The sequence below is a fragment of the Bradyrhizobium sp. genome, assembly GCF_049519115.1.
In the GTDB taxonomy this organism is placed as follows: domain Bacteria; phylum Pseudomonadota; class Alphaproteobacteria; order Rhizobiales; family Xanthobacteraceae; genus Bradyrhizobium.
Genome location: NZ_JBEKRB010000003.1, coordinates 141,481 through 163,081, shown reverse-complemented (window position 1 = coordinate 163,081; position 21,601 = coordinate 141,481). Strand labels below are relative to the sequence as shown.

Annotated in this window: 20 protein-coding genes and 1 pseudogene; 13 read left to right on the top strand and 8 right to left on the bottom strand. The window is 62.2% G+C overall.

Going from position 1 to position 21,601, the window contains the following annotated elements:
- Window positions 1-10: 10 nt before the first annotated feature.
- Both rdgB and hemW read left to right on the top strand, forming a co-directional pair.
- On the top strand, window positions 11-640 hold the full coding sequence (gene rdgB, locus ABSE61_RS04175; protein WP_423869801.1) for an RdgB/HAM1 family non-canonical purine NTP pyrophosphatase: 630 nt from the start codon (window positions 11-13) through the stop codon (window positions 638-640).
- Window positions 633-1,790, top strand: a complete 1,158-nt coding sequence (gene hemW, locus ABSE61_RS04170; protein WP_423869800.1) for a radical SAM family heme chaperone HemW — start codon at window positions 633-635, stop codon at window positions 1,788-1,790. Before rdgB ends, hemW begins: the two co-directional genes overlap by 8 nt.
- A 147-nt stretch (window positions 1,791-1,937) precedes the next feature.
- On the opposite strand, the gene ABSE61_RS04165 is transcribed toward hemW, so the two are convergent.
- Window positions 1,938-3,203: a penicillin-binding protein activator gene (locus tag ABSE61_RS04165; RefSeq protein WP_423869976.1), complete on the bottom strand. Its 1,266-nt coding sequence runs from the start codon at window positions 3,201-3,203 to the stop codon at window positions 1,938-1,940.
- Between the two features lie 257 nt (window positions 3,204-3,460).
- On the opposite strand from ABSE61_RS04165, the gene rsmI reads away from it, so the two are divergent.
- The 5 genes from rsmI (at window position 3,461) to ABSE61_RS04140 (ending at window position 7,748) form a co-directional block, all read left to right on the top strand.
- Entirely contained in the window at window positions 3,461-4,405 is a 945-nt protein-coding gene (gene rsmI, locus ABSE61_RS04160; RefSeq protein WP_423869799.1) for a 16S rRNA (cytidine(1402)-2'-O)-methyltransferase, read from the top strand.
- Complete coding sequence (locus ABSE61_RS04155) at window positions 4,392-4,817, top strand: YraN family protein (RefSeq protein ID WP_423869798.1); 426 nt, start codon at window positions 4,392-4,394, stop codon at window positions 4,815-4,817. The genes rsmI and ABSE61_RS04155 overlap by 14 nt, the downstream gene beginning before the upstream one ends.
- A 202-nt stretch (window positions 4,818-5,019) precedes the next feature.
- Complete coding sequence (gene gshB / locus ABSE61_RS04150) at window positions 5,020-5,961, top strand: glutathione synthase (RefSeq protein WP_423869797.1); 942 nt, start codon at window positions 5,020-5,022, stop codon at window positions 5,959-5,961.
- Window positions 5,962-6,282: 321 nt separating this feature from the next.
- Window positions 6,283-7,257 carry an MBL fold metallo-hydrolase gene (locus tag ABSE61_RS04145; protein WP_423869796.1) on the top strand — a complete coding sequence of 325 codons (975 nt, stop codon included), beginning with the start codon at window positions 6,283-6,285 and terminating at the stop codon, window positions 7,255-7,257.
- Between the two features lie 74 nt (window positions 7,258-7,331).
- Window positions 7,332-7,748 carry a cupin domain-containing protein gene (locus tag ABSE61_RS04140; RefSeq protein ID WP_423869795.1) on the top strand — a complete coding sequence of 139 codons (417 nt, stop codon included), beginning with the start codon at window positions 7,332-7,334 and terminating at the stop codon, window positions 7,746-7,748.
- A gap of 9 nt (window positions 7,749-7,757) precedes the next feature.
- Here the strand turns inward: ABSE61_RS04140 and ABSE61_RS04135 are convergent, their stop codons facing one another.
- Genes ABSE61_RS04135 through ABSE61_RS04125 form a run of 3 tightly spaced genes read right to left on the bottom strand, consistent with a single transcriptional unit; the run spans window position 7,758 to window position 9,543 of the window.
- The gene (locus tag ABSE61_RS04135) at window positions 7,758-8,429 is read right to left on the bottom strand and encodes a flavin reductase family protein (protein WP_423869975.1); all 672 of its coding nucleotides are present in this window, start codon (window positions 8,427-8,429) and stop codon (window positions 7,758-7,760) included.
- Entirely contained in the window at window positions 8,429-9,364 is a 936-nt protein-coding gene (locus tag ABSE61_RS04130; protein ID WP_423869794.1) for a DUF1989 domain-containing protein, read from the bottom strand. The genes ABSE61_RS04135 and ABSE61_RS04130 overlap by 1 nt, the downstream gene beginning before the upstream one ends.
- On the bottom strand, window positions 9,361-9,543 hold the full coding sequence (locus ABSE61_RS04125; RefSeq protein ID WP_423869793.1) for a hypothetical protein: 183 nt from the start codon (window positions 9,541-9,543) through the stop codon (window positions 9,361-9,363). The genes ABSE61_RS04130 and ABSE61_RS04125 overlap by 4 nt, the downstream gene beginning before the upstream one ends.
- Window positions 9,544-9,793: 250 nt before the next feature.
- Here ABSE61_RS04125 and ABSE61_RS04120 point away from each other — a divergent pair, with 250 nt between their 5' ends.
- Together ABSE61_RS04120 and ABSE61_RS04115 are read left to right on the top strand one after the other, a co-directional pair.
- On the top strand, window positions 9,794-10,546 hold the full coding sequence (locus ABSE61_RS04120) for a GntR family transcriptional regulator (protein ID WP_423869792.1): 753 nt from the start codon (window positions 9,794-9,796) through the stop codon (window positions 10,544-10,546).
- A gap of 121 nt (window positions 10,547-10,667) precedes the next feature.
- A complete protein-coding gene (locus ABSE61_RS04115; RefSeq protein ID WP_423869974.1) occupies window positions 10,668-11,780 on the top strand; it encodes a BMP family ABC transporter substrate-binding protein in 1,113 nt (370 codons plus the stop codon).
- A 255-nt stretch (window positions 11,781-12,035) separates the two neighbouring features.
- Here ABSE61_RS04115 and ABSE61_RS04110 read toward each other — a convergent pair whose 3' ends face one another.
- From ABSE61_RS04110 to ABSE61_RS04100, 3 genes are all read right to left on the bottom strand, one after another.
- Window positions 12,036-12,497, bottom strand: coding sequence for a cupin domain-containing protein (locus ABSE61_RS04110; protein WP_423869791.1), 462 nt, complete (start codon window positions 12,495-12,497; stop codon window positions 12,036-12,038).
- Between the two features lie 96 nt (window positions 12,498-12,593).
- Window positions 12,594-13,025, bottom strand: a complete 432-nt coding sequence (locus ABSE61_RS04105) for a cupin domain-containing protein (protein ID WP_423869790.1) — start codon at window positions 13,023-13,025, stop codon at window positions 12,594-12,596.
- A gap of 34 nt (window positions 13,026-13,059) precedes the next feature.
- Window positions 13,060-13,236, bottom strand: a complete 177-nt coding sequence (locus ABSE61_RS04100) for a hypothetical protein (RefSeq protein ID WP_423869789.1) — start codon at window positions 13,234-13,236, stop codon at window positions 13,060-13,062.
- Between the two features lie 252 nt (window positions 13,237-13,488).
- Here ABSE61_RS04100 and ABSE61_RS04095 point away from each other — a divergent pair.
- Window positions 13,489-15,007: pseudogene (locus tag ABSE61_RS04095) on the top strand (YifB family Mg chelatase-like AAA ATPase).
- A gap of 247 nt (window positions 15,008-15,254) precedes the next feature.
- On the top strand, window positions 15,255-15,809 hold the full coding sequence (locus ABSE61_RS04090; RefSeq protein ID WP_423869788.1) for a hypothetical protein: 555 nt from the start codon (window positions 15,255-15,257) through the stop codon (window positions 15,807-15,809).
- Here ABSE61_RS04090 and ABSE61_RS04085 read toward each other — a convergent pair.
- On the bottom strand, window positions 15,806-17,716 hold the full coding sequence (locus ABSE61_RS04085; RefSeq protein WP_423869787.1) for a tetratricopeptide repeat protein: 1,911 nt from the start codon (window positions 17,714-17,716) through the stop codon (window positions 15,806-15,808). The genes ABSE61_RS04090 and ABSE61_RS04085 overlap by 4 nt on opposite strands.
- An 826-nt stretch (window positions 17,717-18,542) precedes the next feature.
- Here ABSE61_RS04085 and ABSE61_RS04080 point away from each other — a divergent pair.
- Together ABSE61_RS04080 and ABSE61_RS04075 are read left to right on the top strand one after the other, a co-directional pair.
- On the top strand, window positions 18,543-19,010 hold the full coding sequence (locus ABSE61_RS04080) for a hypothetical protein (RefSeq protein WP_423869786.1): 468 nt from the start codon (window positions 18,543-18,545) through the stop codon (window positions 19,008-19,010).
- A gap of 144 nt (window positions 19,011-19,154) precedes the next feature.
- On the top strand, window positions 19,155-21,422 hold the full coding sequence (locus ABSE61_RS04075; RefSeq protein WP_423869973.1) for a PAS domain-containing hybrid sensor histidine kinase/response regulator: 2,268 nt from the start codon (window positions 19,155-19,157) through the stop codon (window positions 21,420-21,422).
- Window positions 21,423-21,601: the final 179 nt, after the last annotated feature.

Below are 21,601 nucleotides of genomic sequence, written 5' to 3'. Positions count from 1 at the left end.
GATTAAAAACATGCCCCGTCGAATCAGTGGCCAGCTTGTGATCGCGACCCACAATCCCGGCAAATTGGCCGAGATGCGCGAATTGCTGTCGCCGCACGGCGTGACTGCGATATCGGCCGGCGAACTCGGCCTCCCCGAGCCGGAAGAAACCGGCAACAGTTTCGCAGCGAACGCGAAGCTCAAGGCAGTGGCCGCCGCGACCGCAGCTAAACTTCCGGCTTTCGCCGACGATTCCGGTCTTGTCGTCGAAGCGCTGGACGGCGCGCCCGGAATCTATTCGGCGCGCTGGGCCGGGCCGTCCAAGGATTTCAATGGTGCGATGAGCCGGATCGAACGGTTGCTCGAAGAGCGCGGTGCCAACGAGCCGGCTAAACGAAAAGCCCATTTCGTCTCGGCGCTGTGCGTGGCCTGGCCCGATGGCCATGTTGAAGAAGTCGAGGCGCGCGCGGATGGCACGCTGGTCTGGCCGCCGCGTGGCTCGGCCGGTTTCGGCTATGATCCGATGTTCCTGCCCGACGGTCACGACCGCACCTTCGGCGAGATGAGCTCAATCGAAAAGCACGGCCTGCCCCCGCTTGGAAAAGGCCTGTCGCACCGGGCGCGCGCCTTCGTCAAACTGGCGGAGCGCTGCCTTGGTTAGTAACCGCAACCAGGCTTTCGGCGTTTACGTGCATTGGCCATTTTGCCTGTCGAAATGTCCCTATTGTGATTTTAACAGCCATGTCCGGCATGCCGCGATCGACGAGGATCGCTTTGCCCGCGCCTTTGCCCGCGAGATCGAAACCACGGCGGCGCGCGCACCGAATCGCGAGGTGTCATCGATTTTTCTCGGCGGCGGCACGCCCTCGCTGATGCGGCCGCAGACCGTGGCAGCGATCCTGGAAGCGATCGGCAAGTATTGGCGCGTCGCTTCCGATGTCGAAGTGACGCTGGAGGCCAATCCCACCAGTGTCGAGGCCACGCGTTTCGCCGGCTATCGCGCCGCCGGCGTCAACCGCGTGTCGCTCGGCGTGCAGGCGCTGGACGATGCATCGCTGAAGATGCTCGGACGTTTGCATAGCGTGCGCGAGGCGCTGGACGCGGTCGCGATCGCGCGCCGCTCGTTCGAGCGCTATTCCTTCGATTTGATCTATGCCCGTCCCGATCAGACCGCCGAGGCCTGGACCAGCGAATTGAAGCTGGCGATCGCGGAGGCGGCCGAACATCTCTCGCTCTACCAATTGACGATCGAGGAGGGCACGCCGTTTTTCGGCTTGCATGCGGCAGGCAAGCTGAAGACGCCGGATGAATCACTGGCCCGCTCGCTCTACGACGTGACGCAGGAGGTCTGCGGCCAATATGGCCTCAACGCCTATGAAATCTCCAACCACGCGCGCGGCGGCGCCGAATGCCGGCACAACCTCGTCTATTGGCGGGCCCACGAATATGCCGGGATCGGCCCCGGCGCCCATGGACGTCTCGATATCGAGGGCGTGAGGCATGCGATTTCGACCGAGAAGCGGCCCGAAGCCTGGCTGATGCGCGTCGAAGCCAACGGCCATGGCGTGGTGGTCGACGACCTCCTTAACAGCGAGGAGCGCGCCGACGAATTTCTCTTGATGGGGCTGCGGCTCGCGGAGGGCATCGATCCCAGCCGCTATCTGGCTTTGTCGGGCCGGCCGCTCGATCCGCGCCGGATCGCGCTGTTGCGCGAGGAAGGCGCGATTGTAGTCGACGCCGATGGGCGGCTACGCGTGACGCAAGCGGGGTTTCCGGTGCTCGATGCGGTGGTCGCGGATCTGGCGGCGTAGTTCCGTCGTCCCTGCAAAAGCAGGACCCATAACCATAGGGGTTTGCAGTTAGAGCGAGCTGTGGCCGCAGCGCAAATGATCAAAATTGGTGGTTATGGATCCCGGCTCCGCTCGCCATTGCTCGCTTGGCCGGGAGAACAGAAGTAACTACGCCCCAAAACTTCTGGGCGAGCCCGCGACCGGCGTCGGGCCGCCAGTGGCAACCCGCATCACGGCAAGACCGCGTTCGTTGATGCCTTCGGGGCGGAATCGAAACAGGCCGTCGATGCCGGAAAAGCCGGACGAATTGAGCAGCACTTCGGTCGTGAAGCGCTTGCCGCCCTGGCTGCGCGACAACGCGGCAACCAGCGCCACCGCATCGTAAGCGAGCGTCGCGGTCCGAACAGGTTCGGCGCCGTATTTGTTCTTGTAGCGGGTAGAGAAACTGCGGAAGCCCGCCGGGTCGGGCGCGGCGTACAGCCCGCCCTGCAACGTCGGGCTTGCGAACACCCGCGGATTGTCCCAAAGGCCCGTGCCGAGCAATTGCACGTTTTTCAAGTTAGCGCCGGCGGCCGACAGCGCATCCGCTGTTGCGACCACCGCTTCGCCATCGTCGGCCAGCAGCAGCGTGTCGATGGAACTCAGCGCCGCCGCCACGTTGCGCGCGGCCGCGGCGCGATCGGCGCCATATTTCTCAAACACGACGACGCGACCGCCGCGTTTCGGCACCGCCTGCTTGAACGCGGCCTCGACGACATTGCCGTAGGCGTTCTCGGGCAACAGGGCCCCAAACGAGCGCTTGCCGATGGTGGCGGCATATTCGACAATCCGGTTGACGTCGGATTCCGGCAGGAAGCTGAGCAGATAGACGCCGCGATTGGCCACGCTCGAATCGGTCGAAAACGCGATCACCGAAATGCCGCGACTGCGCGCCACTTGGGCTACCGCCGGGACCGAGGTGGCAAACAGCGGACCCAGGATGATCTCCGCACCCTCATCAACCGCCTGCTGGGCAGCCTGCTGCGCGCCTTGCGGACTGCCGGCGTCGTCCTTGATCAGAAGCTGAAGATTGGGATTGAGGAATTCCGACAGCGCCATTTCAGACGCATTCTTCATCGACTGCGCGGCAACGGCGGCGTTGCCGCCCGCCGACAACGGCAGGATCACCGCGACCTTGACCTGGCCATTCCCAACCGAAGTCGATTGAGCCGGCGGACCGGCAGGACCTGCGGCTGGCGACGACGAGCCGGGAAGAGAAAACTGGCTGATGCTCTGCTGGACGCCGGCACACGCGCCAAGCAGCGGGGCCCCCAAAATGAGTCCAAGCGCCGTCCGCCGGCTCGCCGGTGTGCCCGGAAGCCCGGACTGACCTGTTCCGGACCCCTCGGTTCCAGATTTACCGGATTGAACGTTGGGATCGAACGGACCCACCATCATATCTCTTTTCTTACCCGGCCCACGATAAGGCCAGGACTTCGCCATCAGGAGGGGTGGATTCAGGCATATTGTCGGCGAATAGTTAACCAAAACAAAAGGATTCTAGCCTTCCGGCCCTAGGGGTTGATCACTTCGCCATGCGAAAGAAACCCGCTTTATCTTGGGCCTGTCTCGGTCGTTCCCTGGCCTTTTCACCTGGCGCGAACCCCTCGCCGCGGTTCGCACTCTCCCTCGCCGTGCTTTACAATACCATTATGCGCGCAAAAGTCGTTTCCACCAACACGCCTGATGCCGCGGGCCAGCCCGCTGCACGGACCTATGCCTTGAACGGGCAGACGCTGGCCGCGCCGAAGCCGGCCGGCGGACTTTATCTGGTCGCAACGCCGATCGGCAATCTCGGCGACATCACGCTGCGCGGGCTGGAAACGCTTGCCGGCGTCGACCTCATCGCCTGTGAAGATACCAGGATCACCCGCCGCCTGACCGAGCGTTATGGAATAACCGTCCAGCTCACGCCCTATCATGAGCATAATGCAGCATCGGCCCGGCCGAAAATTCTCGAACATTTGTCGCAAGGCGCTTCGGTCGCGCTCGTTTCCGACGCCGGAACGCCGCTGATCTCCGACCCCGGCTTCAAACTGGTGCGCGAGGTCTGCGCCGCCGGGTTTGGCGTCGTCGCGCTGCCGGGCCCGTCGTCGGTGCTGACCGCGTTGTCGGTAGCAGCACTGCCGACCGATCGATTCTTCTTCGAAGGATTTCTGCCGCCGAAACAGACTGCACGCCGAACCCGCCTCACCGAACTGGCGCGGCTCGATGCGACGCTAGTGCTGTTCGAATCCGGCAACCGCGTGCAGGAAACCCTGGCCGATCTCGCCGCGATCATGGGCGCGCGCGACGCCGCGATCTGCCGCGAGATGACGAAGCTGCACGAGGAAGTCACCCGCGCGCCGCTCACCGAGCTGGCGCAATCGGCCGCGACGCTGGAGACGCGCGGTGAATTCGTGCTGGTGATCGGACCGCGGCCCGACGGCAGTCAAATCATGACGATCGACGAGGTGGATGATCTCCTGCGCGACCGGCTGTCGCACGACAGCGTCAAGGACGCGGTGGCGCACGCGGTCGAAGTATCCGGGCGGCCACGTCGCGAAGTCTATGCCCGCGCGCTTGAACTGGCGAAGGGCACGCATGGCCAGGACTGATTCCGATACCGACGCCAATAAGGCCAACGGCCGTCGTAACAAAGTGGCCTCGCCCGCGCGCGTCGAGGCATTCCGCACCGGCCTTTCGGCGGAGACGCAGGCTGCTGCGGTTCTGATCACCAAGGGCTATCGCATCCTCGCCCGGCGGTTTCGCACTCCGAATGGCGAAATCGACATCGTGGCGCGACGGCGCAATCTTGTCGCCTTTGTCGAGGTCAAGGCACGGACAAGCCTCGACGACGCGGCCTATGCGGTGACGCCTCGCCAGCAGGCGCGGATCATCGCGGCCGCGCAGGTCTGGCTGATGGCGCACCCCGGACATGAGGCATATGATTTGCGCTTCGATGCCATGCTGATCGCGCCGCGCCGTTTGCCGCGCCATGTGTTATCGGCTTTCGACGCGAGTAGTTAAGTGAACACTGACCGAGATAGCTGACGGATCCTGGTGCGGCGAATTTGAAGTTCCTATCGGGGGTTGCTACAAGTTTGTCATAGGAACTTCAAATTCAAAGCCGCACTAGAAATACGAGGTTTGCTAGAGCTCCTTTGATTCCGAAGTTCGCATCGGAGGTCGCCGCGCTATCTTGCGAACTTCGGAATCGGAGCTCTAGCCCATGAAACTGAACGTGGCCGTCCAGATGGACCCGATCGCGCGCATCAACATCCGCGGCGATTCCACCTTCGCGCTGCTCCTGGAGGCGCAAAAGCGCGGGCATGGGCTGTCTTATTACACGCCCGATAAACTTTCCCTGAAGGGCGAAGAGCTGGTGGCGCAGGTGCAGGCGCTGACGGTGCGCGACGAGGTCGGCGACCACTTCACCCTCGACGAGCCGAGGCGCGAACCGCTTTCGGCCTTCGACGTCATCCTGCTGCGGCAGGATCCGCCATTCGACCTTGCCTATATCACCTCGACACATCTGCTCGAACAGATCCATCCGAAGACGCTGGTGGTGAATGACCCGGCCTCCGTGCGCAACGCGCCGGAAAAACTGTTCGTGATGGATTTCCCGCAGTTGATGCCGCCGACGCTGATCTCGCGCGATCTCGACGAGATCAACGCGTTTCGCGACGAGCACGGCGCGGTCGTGATGAAGCCGCTACACGGCCATGGTGGGGCTGCGGTGTTTCGCATCCTGCCGCAGGACATGAATTTCGGCTCGCTGTTCGACATGTTCTCCGTCACGTTCAGGGAGCCTTGGGTGATTCAGCGCTTCCTGCCGGAAGTGAAGCACGGCGACAAGCGCATCATCCTGGTCGACGGCGAGTTTGCCGGCGCCGTCAATCGTGTGCCGGCGGCGGACGATCTGCGCTCCAACATGGTGCGTGGCGGCGCGGCGAAGGCCACCGAGCTTTCCGATCGCGAGCGCGAGATCTGCGCAACGCTCGGGCCGCATTTGCGCCAGCGCGGGCTTTTATTTGTCGGCATCGACGTGATCGACGGCAATCTGACCGAAATCAACGTGACCTCGCCGACCGGCATTCGCGCCATCGCCCGGCTCAACGGACCGGACGTCGCCGCCAAAATCTGGGATACGATCGAAGGCAAGCGCGCCTAGGAAATTGGGTCAACAACGCTGACCGGATGTGGCGCGGAGTGGTTCGCGCACCATCCGCATTTTCCGGCATGCGGCATTTTTCGAATCTTCGCATTGCAGCCCGCGACAAAAGGCACAGCTTGGATTGAACGCCGGTGCGGTAGCGTCGCGCGAGTTGCATCGCCTTCCAAATGTCAAAAAGCGGTCGCAGCTTTTCGGGTAAGCTGATGCGTGATCCGCGCGCAAACGCTTTTGCGTTTGTCGCGAGGGTTCCGCATCAACAAAGCAACTAAGATCGCCGACATAAGACGATCCAACACATCATAAGTGGAGGGAACAAGCATGACATCAGATGTTTCGCGAAGGTCGCTGCTTGCGCTGGGCGCAGGTCTTACCACATCGGCCCTGTTGGGCGACGTCGCGCAGGCAAAAGCGCCAAAGCTCGGCCCGCAGCCGCAATACTTCTATCGCTTCAACGTCGGCGGCGCCGAGGTTACCGTCGTCTCCGACGGCGCGCTGGCCTTGGGCGACCCAAAGGGCACCTTCACCGGCGTGCCCGACGACGAAATGCGCAAGATGCTGACCGACAATTTCCTGCCGCCTGCGAGCGTCGTGCTGGAACAGAATTCTCCAATCGTGAACCTCGGCGACAAACTCGTGCTGTTCGACACTGGCATGGGCACGTCAAAGATGTTCGGCCCGACCACCGGACGCCAGCAGAAGAGCATGAAAGAAGCCGGCATCAAGCCGGAGGACATCGACGCCGTGGTGTTTTCGCACGGCCATATCGATCACATTGGCGGCGTGGTCGGCGATGACGGCAAGAATCTCTTCCCCAACGCCCAATTCTACATCGCCGAGAGCGACTTCAATTACTGGACCGATTACGACAAGGCCGGCGCCCCGATGAAGGACTTCGTGGACCACGCCAAGAAGAACCTGACGCCGGTGCGCGACCGCCTGGTGTTCTACAAGGACGAGCAGGAGTTCCTGCCGGGAGTGACCGCTCTGTCGGCGCCCGGACACACCGTCGGCCACACCATCTTCGTGATCTCGTCGGACGGCAAATCCTTTGCCTATACCGCCGACCTCACCCACCATCCGATCCTGTTGATGGAAAAGCCGCGGATGGAATTTTCCTTCGACACCGATCCAAAGCAGGCGGCGAATAGCCGCGTGAAAATGCTGGACATGCTGGCGGCGCAAAAGATCCCGGTGCTCGCCTATCACTATCCGTGGCCCGGCGTCGGCCATATTGCCAAAACGGGCGAGGGTTTCCACTACGTACCCGAGCCGATGCAGATCACGCCGCTTTGAAAGCGGCTTCGAATACGGGGCGGCTTTCGAGCCGCCCTTTTTTCTTTTCAATTTTGACCGGAAAGGCAGCGAACATGAAACGAAAAGGTCTTGCGGCGTTGTTGTTCGCGGGCGGCATCGTGGTGGGGGCCGCCTCGTCCGAAATCATCCACGCCCAGGCGCCGGCGCTCGCGACCAAATTAGTTTTCCAGAGCGACTTGAACAATCTGCCCGGGCAGGAAGTGCTGATGTACGCATCGAGCTGGCAGCCCGGTTTCAGATTGCCGCTGCATATGCACCCGGAGGGACACGAGCTCACCTATGTTGTCGAGGGCGAGCAGACTTTTGAGATTGACGGCGTCGGCACCAAGGTCGTGAAAGCCGGTGAGGCGATCTATACCCCGCCGAATACCCCGCACTTCGGGCGCAACGCCACCGACGGGGTGTCCCGGACCATCGTGATCCGCATCAAGGCCAAGGATCAGCCTGTCGCTGTCGATGTGAAGCGATAAACAACAGGCTCATGCGTCCGCCGGCCTGAAATCGTCCACGGTCGGCGTCGGCATGTCGAAGCGGTCGCGGATAGTCGAGCAGGTGTTGCCGCCCAGCCTCGCGATCGCGTCGAGTTTGGCGGGATCGATGTGCAATCGATCGGCATCGACGACGTCGGAATGGTAGTGCGCGAACAGGATTTCGCCCAGGATAATCTGCCGTGACTTGCCGAGTTCGAGCGTGAGGTGACGCCGGCATTCGAACGCCGCTGGCGCTTCCTTGATCCAGGGCGAGGCCACCGTCTTGCCCGGCATCGCGGTGAGGCCGGCGGCCTGCAATTCGTCGCGGTCGGGCGGGAACGACACGCCGCAGACATGCATCGCTTCCGCAATCGCATGCGAGACGATGTTGACGGTGAAGACCTCGGTCAGGCGGATATTCAATCCGGTGTCCTTGAAGCGCATGTCCGGATGGTTTTCGACCCCTAACGCCAGGATCGGCGGATCGGCCGACAGGCAATTGAAGAAGCTGAACGGCGCGGCGTTGACGCGGCCGTTGGCGTCGACGGTCGTCACCAGCGCGATCGGGCGCGGCACCACGGTGCCGATCATCAGCTTGTATTTGTCGCGCGCCGACAGTACGCGGAAGTCGAAGGTGACGTCGTGCGGCGGCTCGCCGGGCGCGTGGGACATCGCGTCCATCATTCACTCTCGATCGACGGCGCGCCGGCATGGGCCTGCAGGAAACGCTCCTCCCACCAGGAGAACAGCAGATCGCGCAGCGCCGCCGCGTCGTCATCGCCATAGATGTCGGTACGCTTGACCGATTGGAACGCTGCGAACTCCTCAGCCGACAGCGCGACGGGAAGCTCGGTGACACGGATCGGCGTATTCGGAAATTCCGACCTGTAGGCGGGATCGCGGCGCAACGGCCGGTCGGTCTTGATCGTGGGATTGCGAAAATCCTTCGGCGTGCGCTGGCTTGCCAGTGTTGGCGTCTTCGGCACGCGCGCCAGATCGGCGTCGGTCGCCGCGAACACCGTCAACTTGAGCGGCTTGAGCGCAAAATTACTGGTGCGCATCACATCCGCGCCGCAGACGTTCGGCACCGCCAGCACGTCCATCAGCGCCAGCAGATCGACGTAGTCACCGGCCTTGGTGGTTTGCCGCGTCATATAGGCGTGGCCGTCCTGATCGACGCCGGTGCACATGAACAGGTTGAACGAGTCGTGCACGTCGTCGGGGGTCAGCCCGTATTCGCGCTGCGCCTCAGCCTGGATGTCGTGACAATTGGTGTGCACCGAGAAGCCGTACGACGCCTCGTAGACATAGGCGCTGCAACGGGGAAACAGCACGTCGTTGCGTCCGACCGTATCTTCCAAAATATAGAGCATGGCGCGCTCACGCGGCGGCGCCGACCACATGAACGTGCCTGTCGTGGGATGAAAGCCATGCACCGTGCGGGTGCGCCCGCAATGCATGAACTCCTTGTAGTCATGCAGGTTGAAACAATTGAAGTCGGCGCACTGGCCGCCTTCGGCCTGCTCGACGCGCAGGATCTGGCCTTTGAGGAGTTCGATCGCCTTGCCGGTGCCGGGCTCCAGAACATGTTCGAACAGAATATCGCGCTCGCTCATCGCTGCGCCTCCCGATCGTTCGGCTTCGCTTTGGTCTCGGCCTGGCGCGCGGCCACGTATTCGCGGAGCGCAAGGCGCACCAGAGCAATGCGGTCCGGCGCGACGCCGCGCGCGATGGTGCGGTCCATCAATTCAAGCTGCTGCTGATTGAGCTGCAATTTGATCACGTTTTCCGCCATTCAATGCCTCCCAAGCAACCCAGAGATAAATCTCGTATACAGTTGAGCTGCCAGACACGATTCTGGACCGATCCATTCGCACCGATTATCGGCGCTTTCCGGGCCTAATCGAGCGCAAACTTTGGGCGGAGTGCTGCCGCTTATTCGCGCGCGGCGGCTATTATTTCTGCATTCTGTGTACAGTTCCCGGTGATACCGTACACCAGATTTCGCTGGCCAATGCGGGCCGGCATCGCTGGGCGCGTACCCGATGAGCAAGAAATCCACCCGCGTCGATCTGGCCTGCCAGGCATTGCGGCAGGCCATCATCGAACAGGCGCTGCCGCCCGGCACCAAACTGCCGGAGGATGAACTTGGCGTCCGTTTTGGCATGAGCCGCACCTTGGTGCGCGAAGCACTGTCCCAGTTGCAGTCGGAAGGACTGGTCGATGCGCCGCCGCGGCGCACCGCGACCACTGCGAAACCGACACTGGACCAGGCCCGGGAGATTTTCGAAATCCGCCGCCTGTTGGAGCGCGAGGTGGTGCGTCTCGTGATCGGGCGCTGGCAACCGCAATTCGGCGCCGAACTCGAGGGCCATCTGCGGGCCGAGGAAGCCGCGCGTCAGGCGGGCGAGGCCCGCGTGTCGATCCGGCTTGCCGGTGAATTCCACACCCGGCTCGGCGGGATGGCGGGCAACACGTTGCTGCGGCGTTACTTGAGTGAAGTGGTGTCGCGCTGTTCGCTGATTCTCGCGCTTTACGGACGGCCGCATTCGGCCGACTGCGCCGTCAACGAACACCGCGAAATCGTCGCCGCATTGCGCGCCGGCGATGCGGATGCCGCCATCAAGATCATGGATCATCATCTGGGCTCGGTCGAAGAGCGGGCGCTGTTCGACCAGGGGCGCGAGGCCACCTTCGATCTCGGCGCCGTGCTGTCGCGCTATGCCGGCGGTCTCGATGGCGCCGGCTCCGCCAAGGTCGCCCGGCTTTCCCGACCGAAAGCCAGGGGGAAAAAATGATCGCGAAAACGATGATTCAACAAACGACGATTTTCTCGCTGCCGCTTTCGCGGTTCTTCTTGCCCAAGCTTCCCATCACCGCGGCGGCAATGCCGCGAACCAGGACGGAGTATTGTCGATGATCACGCGTTCCATCTCCCGCAGAAACCTCTCTCGCAGAACTTTTCTCGGCGGCGCGGCAGCCAGCCCCTTTGTGCTGTCAGGCCTCGGCGCTCCGGCGCAGGCCGCCGGCCTCACGATCGGCATCATCTATGTCGGCCCGCGCGCCGACTACGGCTGGAACCAGGCCCATGCGGTCGGCGCCAAGGCGCTGAAGGACCTGCCCGGCGTCAAGGTGGTCGAGGAAGAGAACGTGCCGGAGACGGTCGCGGTGACGAAAACGATGGAGTCGATGATCAACATCGACGGCGCAACACTCTTGTTCCCGACCTCGTTCGGCTACTTCAACCCCTTCATGCTCGATGCGGCCAAAAAATACCCGAAGATCGAGTTTCGCCATCCGACATCTCTGTGGAAGGAGGGCAAGGATCCGACCAACGCCGGCGGCTATTTCTGCTATCTCGACCAGGGCCATTATGTGAACGGCATCGCCGCCGGCCTTTCGACCAAGTCCAACAAGATCGGTTACATCGCGGCCAAGCCGATTCCGCTGGTGCTGCGCAACGTCAACTCGTTCACGCTGGGCGCGCGCAAGGTCAATCCCAACGCCACCGTGCAACTGATCGTCACCGGCGACTGGGCGATGCCGGTACGCGAGGCCGAAGCCGCCAACGCGCTGGTCGATGCCGGTTGCGATATCATCGCCTGCCACATCGACAGCCCGAAGGTGGTGGTCGAAACCGCCGAGAAGCGCGGCGTCAAGAGCTGCGGCCACAACGCCAACCAGGCTGATCTGGCGCCGAAGGGCTTCATCACCGGCGCCGAACTGAAGTGGGGCACCATTTACACGAGCTTCGCCGGCATGATCGGCAAGGGCGAGAAGCTGCCGAACATGGTGATCGGCGGGTACGACAAGGATATGGTGCAAAGCTCGGCATTCGGCGCCGGATGCAGCGACGCCGGCCGCAATGCCGCGACGGCCGCGATTGCGGATCTCAAGGCGGGCAAGCCGATTTTCACGGGCACCGTCAAGAGCAATGCGGGCAAGGTGATCACCAGCAAGGACACTCCCCTCTACGATCCGTCGCTCGAAAGCACGGACTATCTGGTCGAAGGCATCGTCGGTTCGGTCTGAGGCGCATAAGTCGCGATGAAGGCGCTTCCTTATCCCTCCCCCTTGCGGGGAGGGAAGACGCGAATGAAATGGGCGTCAGGGTGGGGGTCTGGACAAGCAACCCCCACCCGGCTCATCGCTCGCTTCCGCTCACGATGATCCACCCTCGCCGCGCGTTCCGCGGTGGAGGGATAAGAACTCACACTTTGTCCGCGAGCCGCTCCGCCAATTCCTTAACGGGCTCCGGCCACCACCGACCGGCGGACCGTCCCAGGCTTATTTTTCGAGATTGTCCGTTGTCGACGGGCCGGTGCCGACAAAGTACAGCACCACTGCCTCATCCTTTGTCATTCCGAAATGACGAACACCCTTTGGCTCGGTGAAGAAACTGCCCACCGGCCGCGCTTCCAATTTCCTCTCGTCAAATTTTTCAGCGATGCCGTGATAGAACGTGCCGCTCAGCACCATCACGTACCGGTCATCGGGGTGCGAGTGCGCCTTGAGGACCGAGTGGGGCGGCCAGCGGACGAGTTGAATATAAAGTCCTGGTTTTGCGCGGTCGCCCACGATGGTCGCAAATTCCTGTGCGTCGATGCCGGGAATTTTCGTCCACGGCATCTTGTCCAGTTCTATCGCGGCAACAGGCAACTCGCCGCCCGGCAGAAGCGGAAATTGTTGTGCAAGGCAACGCGTCGCGAGGGGCAGCGCCAGCAAAACGAGGAACGCGAAACGGAACATCAGGTCCTCCCAAAACCAGAGCGTTTTCGAGCGAAGCATGCCCTCGGACTTGAACCGAGGGTGGATACCGGTTGGCCTAGCAATAAAGTTAGCCGCTCACACTTTGTCCGCCAGCCGCTGCGCCAATTCCCTATCCAACTCCGGCAACAGCACGATGCCGTCCTGATCGCTGCCGGAGGAGTGCACGACGATCCAGGTGCAGGGCTTGCCGCTTTCGTTGCGCGGCGCATGCGGAATGTTGGCGTCGCAGAAACACTGCTCGCCCTGTTTCACGTCGACGCGCTTTTCCAGATGATCGCCGTAATAGACGGCGCACTCGCCCTCAAGCATGTAGGCGATCGTCTCGATATCCTTGTGGTAATGCGCTTTGGCGACCGCGCCCGGCGGCATCGGCATCACGTTCATGCAGATCTTTTGCGCGCCGACCGTCTCCTTGGACGCGCCCGCGCCGTAAACGATGCCCTGCTTGCCGAGATAGGTCTGGCCCGGCTTGATCAGCGCAAAACCATCAGGTGGTGATACAGACATCTTGCCCTCCGCGTGGATTGCAACTCCGCCTGTCTTATACTTGCTTGGTCAGCCGGCCGACCATCCTGTCGAGAAGCCAGACCTCGACGTCATGGCCATCCACAAGCTGCGTGGCTGCCGCCAGCGCCTCTTCGTCGCTATCGGCTTCGACAGGTTTGAAAGACTCCACCCTGTCGTCTTTATCGATGAAATAGGCGCGATACATCGGCATGACTCCCTCCGCGGGGATAACGCCCGGGAATGGAACCGAAACGGCATGGGGCCATTCGGAAAACCGGTGGAACCCGAATCGGCAGCATCGGTGACAGAGACGTAAACTATTGAATATGTTTTATTTTTAGAGGGATGACGGCGGATCGGGAAGCGTGGCCGCCCCGAATGCCCTCATTTTCCTCAGCCGACTGTTCCCTGAATGTTCTTGCTCTCGCGGCGCCTTCCGCTACCTTTGATTGCGGAGGGGCAAATGGTCCAGCGGGTTTCCACCGTCGCGTTTGAGGGCATCGAGGCCCGCGCCGTCGATGTGCAGGTGCAGGTCGCGCCGGGTTTGCCCGCCTTTGCCATCGTCGGCCTGCCGGACAAGGCCGTCTCCGAGGCACACGAACGGGTTCGCTCCGCGCTGATCGCTTCGGGGCTGGCGCTGCCCGCGCGCCGCATCACCGTCAATCTCGCGCCTGCAGATTTGCCGAAAGAAGGCAGCCATTATGACCTGCCGATCGCGCTTGGCCTGATGGCGGCGATCGGCGCCATCCCGCCGGACGCGCTTTCCGGCTTCACGGTATTGGGCGAACTCGGCCTCGACGGCTCGATTGCGCCGGCCGCGATCGGGGCGAACGCGCGCGAGGAAGGTTTGATTTGCCCGGCAGCCTGCGGCGCCGAAGCCGCCTGGGCGAGCCCCGAACTCCAGATCGTGGCGACGAGTTCGCTGATCCAGATCGCCAATCATTTCCGAGGCACGCACGTTTTGTCGCGGCCCTCGCCGAAGGTGCACGCGGCAACTGCAAGCACGCTCGATCTGCGCGACATCAAGGGCCAGGAAAGCGCCAAGCGCGCGCGAAGTCGCGGCCGCCGGCGGAAATCATCTGCTGATGATGAGATCGCCCGGCGCTGGAAAGTCGATGCTCGCCGCGCGCCCGCCCTCGATCCTGCCGCCATTGTCGCCGTCCGAACTTCTGGAAGTTTCGATGATCGCCTCCGTCGCGGGCGAAATCCGCGACGGCGCGCTCACCGCGCAGCGGCCGTTCCGCTCGCCGCATCATTCGGCGAGCATGGCCGCACTGACCGGCGGCGGCCTGCGCGCCAAGCCCGGCGAGATTTCGCTGAGCCATCACGGTGTTCTGTTCCTCGACGAACTGCCGGAATTCGATCCGCGCGTGCTCGATTCGCTGCGCCAGCCGCTCGAAAACGGCGAGGTCTCGGTGTCGCGCGCCAATCACCGCGTCACCTATCCGGCGCGGTTCATGCTGATCGCGGCGATGAACCCCTGCCGCTGCGGCCACGCCTTTGCGCCGGGCTTCGCGTGTAAACGTAATCGCATCGAGTGCTGCACGGCCGATTATCAGGCGCGCATCTCCGGCCCCCTGATGGATCGCATCGATCTGCGCATCGAAGTGCCGGCGGTGAGCGCGGCCGACTTGATTTTGCCGCCGCCGGCGGAAGGCTCGAAAGAAGTGGCCGCGCGGGTGGCGGCGGCGCGCGATATCCAGACCGCGCGTTATGCCGGAATTGGTCTGCCGAACATTCGCACCAATGCGGAAGCACCGGCTTCCGTACTGGAAACCATCGCACAACCGGACGCGGCGGGAACGAAACTGTTGCGCGAGGCCTCCGAGACCATGCGGCTCTCGGCCCGCGCCTATCATCGCGTATTGCGGGTGGCGCGGACCTTGGCCGATCTCGATGGCGCCGAGAAGATCACCTGGCTGCATCTGGCCGAGGCGCTGTCCTATCGCGCGCTCTCCGAGGACTTGCAGCGGGCGGCGTGACAACCCTCCCTCGTCATTTCGGAAGCCGCGCAGCAGCTATCCGGAATCCATTTTTCCCGACATTCATGCGGTGCGATGGATTCTCCGATGTGCAATTGCACATCGTAGCTCGCCACTTTCGTGGCGCCCCGGAATGACGAAGAGACTTTTCCGACTAAGCAACCACGTAGCCATCCCCGCTTGCCGCATTCGGGAAACTGCGCGATTCTTCGCTCGAACGAATCATTTGACGAGGCAGAGCGGCGTCATGAATTCCGCGAAAAAAATAAGCGCTTTTCTGATGCTGCTGACGGCCGCGTTTTCGGTGGGAAATCGCGAAGTCCGGGCTCAAATCCAAACTCAACCACAAGCCCCGCAAAATCCCGCGGCATCTGTCCTGAGCCAAATTCAGGCCGGAAACGAGGAGTGCAAGCGCAAGTATCCGGACCCGGTGAAGCAGGCGATAGCAACCGCCACGTGCGAAAATCGCAACATGGAACTGCTGAGGCCTCAGATGGTGTACCCGGATCTCATGGACCAGGAACTCGCCAACAATCTGATGCTGGCCGAGAAGGTGCAGAAGGGCAAGATGACGCTGATCGAAATGAAGGCAGTCAAGGCGCAGCTTCATTCGCAAATCGTCACCGAGTTTCAGCGCCGCCAGCTTGCGAAAATGGCAGCGACCGCGCCGCCACGGCCGGCGGCACCGGCAGCTAATGTGACGGGCTTCATCGACCGGCCCGCTCCTGCTGTTCAAGCGAACCCCGAACCCCACTGTCAGACAGCGCGGTTTGGCATGATGCTGGGGATGTCTTGCAATTAGTGCGCGCCGTCTCGCAGCAGATCGGCCCGCATGCGGTCGATGACCTCGGCATAGTCGCGCGCCGCCGTCTGCCTGTACAATCGCGCCGTCGGGTACCATGGACTGTCGTCGCGACCGAGCAGCCATCGATGGTCCGGCACATAGGGCAGAAGGATCCAGACCGGCTTGCCAAGCGCGCCCGAAAGATGCGCGACGCTGGTATCGACCGAAATCACGAGGTCGAGTTGCTGGACCAACGTCGCGGTATCGGCAAAACTTTCAAGTTCTGGCGCCGCATCCAGGATGCCGCTGAGTTCGCGTAGCGTAACGAGGTCGCTGTCGCGCGCCTGCTTTTGCAGGCTGACGAATTGCGCCCCGGTGTCGAATAGCGGTATCACGGCTTTCAGCGGTAGCGAGCGTTTACGATCATTCGCATGGTTGGGATTGCCCGACCAGACGATTCCGATCCGCGGCCTTCGCGTCGAACCTAAAAATGGGTCCCAGTTCTTGGCGTGCCGGTCGACCGAAACATACGGTACGTTTGACGGGATGGTGTCGATGGTGGTGCCGAAAGCCAGCGGAAGGCTCATCAGCGGACAATGGAAATCGTGCTCCGGCAAGGCCTCGCCCTTGACCACCACTTGCGCGATGCCGGCGATGCCGGACAGCAATTCCCTGAGCGGCCTGTCGATCTCGATGATTACCTTTGCTCCACGCTCGGCGAGTTGCGGGATATAGCGGCAAAACTGGATCGCATCGCCCAAACCCTGATCGTTGAACAGGAGCAGCGTCTTGCCGGCGATCGGTTCTGATCCCAGCCATAATGGCCGGTCCCATCGCCTTCGTTGGATATCGACCAGCGGCGCCTTCCAGCGCCATTCGGCTTCGGCCCAGCCGGTCTTGTAATCGCCAACGCGCAATCGGTTGATGGCGAGATTCCAGTGCGCGTCCCCGTGATCCGGCTTCAGGGCGAGCGCAGTCCTGTAACTCGCCAACGCCTCTTCGAACCGGGACAAGTCGTCCAGGCAGGCGGCGCGGTTGGCGTAGGCATTGGCATAGTCCGGCTTGAGAGCAATCGCGCGATCGAAATCCGCCATCGCCTCCTCCTGGCGATCGAGGCTTCTGAGCACGTTGCCCCGGTTGTTGACCGCTTCGACGAGATTGGGATCGAGCGTAACGGCCCGATCAAGCACCGTCAGTGCTTCATCGAAGCGTTTCAGCCGGGTTAGAGCGAGGCCAAGGTTGTTGAAGGCATTGACGACATCGGGCCTGCCCTCGATCACCTTGCGTAAATGCCCAGCCGCTTCCTCGAATCGGCCCATGTCCAGCAACACAGCACCCAGGTTGTTTCGCGCGACATAGTTTTTCGCGTCGGCGGCCAGCGCCATGGTGTAACTGGCGGCGGCTTCTTCCGGCCGCGCGAGAAGCTGCAAGCACACCGCTTTTTTGAAGAGCGTCTCGGATCGACCGGGCCGGATCGCGTCGGACTGTTCGAACCTAGCGAGCGCTTCGCCATAGCGCCTCAAGTCAATCAGCAGCGATCCGCTTTTATCTGCGGCGTCGAGGTGGCGCGGGTCGAGCGACAGCGCAATGTTGTAGCTCTTCAAGGCTTCCGCGAACTGGCCTTGGCTCGCCAATAAGGCGCCGAGGCTGGAAAAATATTCGGGGTTGCCCTGATCGATGCGGATCGCGCGCGCCACGAAATCGATCGCGAGATCGACCCGGTTCGCTTGCGCATGAAGCAGACCGGCGAGATGCAAAGAACCGGCGTGCTGCGGGTCTAACGCCAGCGCCCGCTGTATTCGCTCTTCGGCCACCGCAAGCAATCCGGACTGAAAATGCCGCAAGCCGGCATCATAGAGCGATGCGACGGAGTCTTTCGACGGACTCCCGATCTTGCCGCTGGCACGGAGCTGTTTGCGCTTCATAACCTTGTGCAGGTTAAATGATGTTGCGTGGCTATTTGCGGTAGTCGATTCGCAGCAGACGAGGAAGCCCTAAACTTCTCAGGCCCGGAATGACGATGGGTCTTGACGCCGTTTCCGGCTCATCACCTGATTTGCCCGTCCTGCCAATGTGCCGCGGGCCTTTTTGCTTGCGACGGCGGGCAAATCACCGGCACTTTTCCGCGCGTCTTCTGCCCGCATGAGGGGCGTTTCGCGATCGTCACGAACGTGGGGCGGAAGATGCGGTGGACGCAATGGCGCGCGCGACGAGCGCGCCGGTTGCGGACGGCAAAGTCGTGGCGCCCTGATATCTCGACGCTGGTATCAACTCGCGCCAATGCTTCGCATTGCGCGGGGATGGTGGCAAGAAAGCCCGATCACCAGGGAGACCACGAAATAAGCCGTAAAACCATTGCGCGGGGAATGCCGGAGTGTTTCGGCGAACCTGCGGTGACTTGCTTGCGTGCTTTTTTCATTTTGCACGCAAGGCTGCGGGTGCGCTGACGCACCCGACGTTCCCTGCTCCCTCTGAGGTCGGGATGAAAAGTTGATGCACAACTCGGGCGTTTGACGTCGCGAGAATGCTAGCACGCGTCATTGCGAGGAACATAGCTCCGAAGCAATCCAGCTCTTCTGGATCGATTCGCTAACGCTCGCGATGACGATTGTGCGCTGTTTGACAGGTGAGAACGAATGCGTCGCAAACCGCGCCACACACTTCCCGTCAACCCCGCGGTAACCTGTTTTATTTACACTCCGCAAACCATAGGCCCGCGTTGTGTCGGGGCCGGAATGTGCGGGCGGTTCCATGTTGCGCTTTAAGATCCTGGCCTCGGCCGTTCCTCTGGTTGCCGCCGCACTGTTCGCACGCGGCGGGCTCCTGCCCGGCCCGCATCCCTGCATCGCCAGCGCCAGCGCCTCGGTGGAAATCGCCGACATGCCCTGGCGCGCCGACCTTCATGTCGCCTTCACTGACGATCCGGCAGAAGCGAGCGTGCGCGTACAAGTCACAGAGAGCGCGGAAGCGGCCGACTTCGCCCTCGTCGACGACTCTGATGTCGCGGAAGCCGGCGCCTGCGACGCCGATCCCGCCACCCACGCCGTCGCGATTTCGGACACGGCATCGCGTGGTGTACCCATTATCTATCTGTCGCATGATGGCCCGGCCGACTATCGGATCTATGTCCGCTCCAGGACATTCTCCCAGCGCGAGGCGGCGGCGCTCGTCGTCGGCGCCAACTTCGCCAGGCATCCGCTCAAGGCCGCCTCGCTCTGAGCCACCCCTCGCGCGATTAACCCCTGATTAACCACGTTCGCACGCCACGGACGGAACCAGAGTGCCCTCAAGCACTTCGCAAGGTGGTGCGCGGCATCTTCATCGCCAAATAAGCGAGCACGAAAAACAATTGGGTGATCGATGATGGGGCAGATGAGCCGGATCAAATTGCATCTGCGCCGCTTCTCGCGGCGCCATCCCTGGCTATCCGTCACCGTTCGCTCGTTTGTAATCTTTTCCGCGGCCTTTGGCGGCGCTTATGGCTTCATTGCCGGCAGCCGTTCCGAACATTCGGGCTACGACCCCAACAGCTTCGCGATCGGCGCAAGCTTTCTGTTTGCGATCGCCTGTCTGGCGCTTGCCACGGTGAGCATGCGCTTGCGATTCCTGCGCAAGAAGCTGCGCAAGATCGTGTTGCATAACGAGGCGATGGCCGACCGCAATTGGGAACTGCAGGAAGCCGAACAGCGCGCCCGCAGCCTGTTCGAGTCGCAGGGCGACCTGATCGTGCTGCGCGGCGCCGACGGCAGGATCACCTTTGTCAACGACGCCTATTGCGAACTGGCGCACAAGGAGCGCAACGAGCTGATCGGCAGCCGTTTCCAGTTCACCGTGGTTGAACAGGGTGCAAGCGCGATCGAATCCAGCGGCACACGGATTCACGACCAACGAATCGAAACCGCATTGGGCCTGCGATGGATCGCCTGGCGCGAGGCGCTGGTGCGTTTCGATGCCGGCGCACCGGCCGAAATGCAGTGCGTCGGCCGTGACGTTACCGACCGCACCGAAACCGAACGCGCGCTTTCCGAGGCGCGCGACCAGGCCGATGCCGCCAACCGCGCCAAGTCGCGCTTTCTCGCGATGGCAAGCCACGAAATCCGCACGCCCTTGAACGGAATCATCGGCATGAGCGGCTTGCTGCTCGACACCGTGCTGACGCCGGAGCAGACGACCTATGCCAAGGCGGTGAAGACTTCCGGCGATGCGCTGCTCGCATTGATCGAGGAGTTGCTCGATTATTCCAAGATCGAGGCCGGCAAGATCGACCTGGAATCGCGCCCCTTTGCGCTGGCGGCCCTGATCGAGGATATCACCGAACTGCTGGCGCCGCGGGCACAGGCGCGAAAACTTGAAATCGCAGCCTTCATCGACGACCGCCTGCCGGCGCAAGTGATTGGCGATGCTGCGCGGCTTCGGCAGGTGCTGCTCAACCTCGCCGGCAACGCAATCAAGTTCACTGTAACCGGGGGCGTGGCGCTGATCGTCGAGCCCGGCATCTGGCCCAACGAAATCTCGTTCCTGGTGCGCGACACCGGTATCGGCATTGCGCCCGAGGCGCAGGCGCGCATTTTCTGCGAATTCGAACAGGCCGACGAGCGCATTGCGCGGAGCTATGGCGGCACCGGCCTTGGCCTCTCCATTTCGGAACGCATCGTCAAACGCATGGGCGGCCGTATCACGCTTCAAAGCACGCTTGGTGAAGGCTCGACCTTTGAAGTGAGCCTCCCCCTGACGGCAAGTTCCGATGCACCCCAGCCGCCGCCTGTGCCCGATCTTGGCGGCCGGTCGGTGATGCTGGTGGCGCCCCAGACGATCGAAGCGTCGCTGATTGCGCGGCGGCTTGAAGGCTGGGGCGGCCAGACCTGCATGGTCTCCGACCCGGATGTGGCTTGCGCGCTGTTGCCGGAGCGCTCCTGGCATGCGGTCCTGCTCGACCACACGCTCGGTACCTCAGAGGTCGAGGCGCTGGCGGAGGCCGCCAAGCCTTTCGCGCCTCAACGAATCGTCCTCTTCACGCCCGCCACGCGGCAGGAAGTGCAATCCGCCACCTCGGCGCTCACGGGATATCTCGTCAAACCACTGCGCGCGGCTTCGCTTGCCGCCCGTCTTGTCGGGCCACCGGAAATATCCGCGCCAAGTCTTGCTGAAGCAAGTCTTGCATCGAGGAACCTTGTCGAAGATGCCCCGCCCGAGGCGGAGACGGTTGAGGCCATTGCCATCTCACTGCGCGGCCTTTCCGTGCTGGTCGCCGAAGACAACGAGATCAATGCGCTGTTGATGCGTTCCCTGCTGACCCGGCTCGGACATCAGGCGGTCATCACCACCAATGGCGAGGAAGCTCTGGAATCATGGCTTGCGGCGAAATCCGCCGGCACGCCCTACGATCTGGTGCTGATGGATATCCAGATGCCCGGCCTCGACGGTATCGAGACTACCAAACGCATTCGCGTCAACGAAGCGGGAGCCGGGCGGCGGACGCCCGTTCTCGCCTTGACCGCGAATACGCTGGTCGAGGATCGCTATGCCTGCTTTGAAGCCGGCATGGACGGGTTTCTGGTCAAGCCGCTCGATCGGGAAAAACTCGCAGACGCACTTAACCGGCTCGGCGCCTCCCCTCACCTCGTGGTCTGAGCTGATTGCCTTAAAGCAAACCTCGATTGCTTTCCCCCGCCTTGACAGCCGCACCCGATTCCATCGAGCATCGGCCAAATATCTCGGTCGAGCATGATCTCCGCGCAACCGCTTTTGCGTTTGTCGCGAGGGAAAGCCGGAATCCACTTTTCCGGATCATGCTCCAAAAAAACGTCAGG

Bases quoted from the DNA above. Each gene is read 5' to 3' on its own strand.
- rdgB (WP_423869801.1), top strand. From the start codon at position 11: ATGCCCCGTCGAATCAGTGGCCAGCTTGTGATCGCGACCCACAATCCC.
- ABSE61_RS04165 (WP_423869976.1), bottom strand. From the start codon at position 3,203: ATGGTGGGTCCGTTCGATCCCAACGTTCAATCCGGTAAATCTGGAACC.
- rsmI (WP_423869799.1), top strand. From the start codon at position 3,461: ATGCGCGCAAAAGTCGTTTCCACCAACACGCCTGATGCCGCGGGCCAG.
- ABSE61_RS04155 (WP_423869798.1), top strand. From the start codon at position 4,392: ATGGCCAGGACTGATTCCGATACCGACGCCAATAAGGCCAACGGCCGT.
- gshB (WP_423869797.1), top strand. From the start codon at position 5,020: ATGAAACTGAACGTGGCCGTCCAGATGGACCCGATCGCGCGCATCAAC.
- ABSE61_RS04145 (WP_423869796.1), top strand. From the start codon at position 6,283: ATGACATCAGATGTTTCGCGAAGGTCGCTGCTTGCGCTGGGCGCAGGT.
- ABSE61_RS04140 (WP_423869795.1), top strand. From the start codon at position 7,332: ATGAAACGAAAAGGTCTTGCGGCGTTGTTGTTCGCGGGCGGCATCGTG.
- ABSE61_RS04135 (WP_423869975.1), bottom strand. From the start codon at position 8,429: ATGGACGCGATGTCCCACGCGCCCGGCGAGCCGCCGCACGACGTCACC.
- ABSE61_RS04130 (WP_423869794.1), bottom strand. From the start codon at position 9,364: ATGAGCGAGCGCGATATTCTGTTCGAACATGTTCTGGAGCCCGGCACC.
- ABSE61_RS04125 (WP_423869793.1), bottom strand. From the start codon at position 9,543: ATGGCGGAAAACGTGATCAAATTGCAGCTCAATCAGCAGCAGCTTGAA.
- ABSE61_RS04120 (WP_423869792.1), top strand. From the start codon at position 9,794: ATGAGCAAGAAATCCACCCGCGTCGATCTGGCCTGCCAGGCATTGCGG.
- ABSE61_RS04110 (WP_423869791.1), bottom strand. From the start codon at position 12,497: ATGTTCCGTTTCGCGTTCCTCGTTTTGCTGGCGCTGCCCCTCGCGACG.
- ABSE61_RS04105 (WP_423869790.1), bottom strand. From the start codon at position 13,025: ATGTCTGTATCACCACCTGATGGTTTTGCGCTGATCAAGCCGGGCCAG.
- ABSE61_RS04100 (WP_423869789.1), bottom strand. From the start codon at position 13,236: ATGCCGATGTATCGCGCCTATTTCATCGATAAAGACGACAGGGTGGAG.
- ABSE61_RS04090 (WP_423869788.1), top strand. From the start codon at position 15,255: ATGAATTCCGCGAAAAAAATAAGCGCTTTTCTGATGCTGCTGACGGCC.
- ABSE61_RS04085 (WP_423869787.1), bottom strand. From the start codon at position 17,716: ATGAAGCGCAAACAGCTCCGTGCCAGCGGCAAGATCGGGAGTCCGTCG.
- ABSE61_RS04080 (WP_423869786.1), top strand. From the start codon at position 18,543: ATGTTGCGCTTTAAGATCCTGGCCTCGGCCGTTCCTCTGGTTGCCGCC.
- ABSE61_RS04075 (WP_423869973.1), top strand. From the start codon at position 19,155: ATGGGGCAGATGAGCCGGATCAAATTGCATCTGCGCCGCTTCTCGCGG.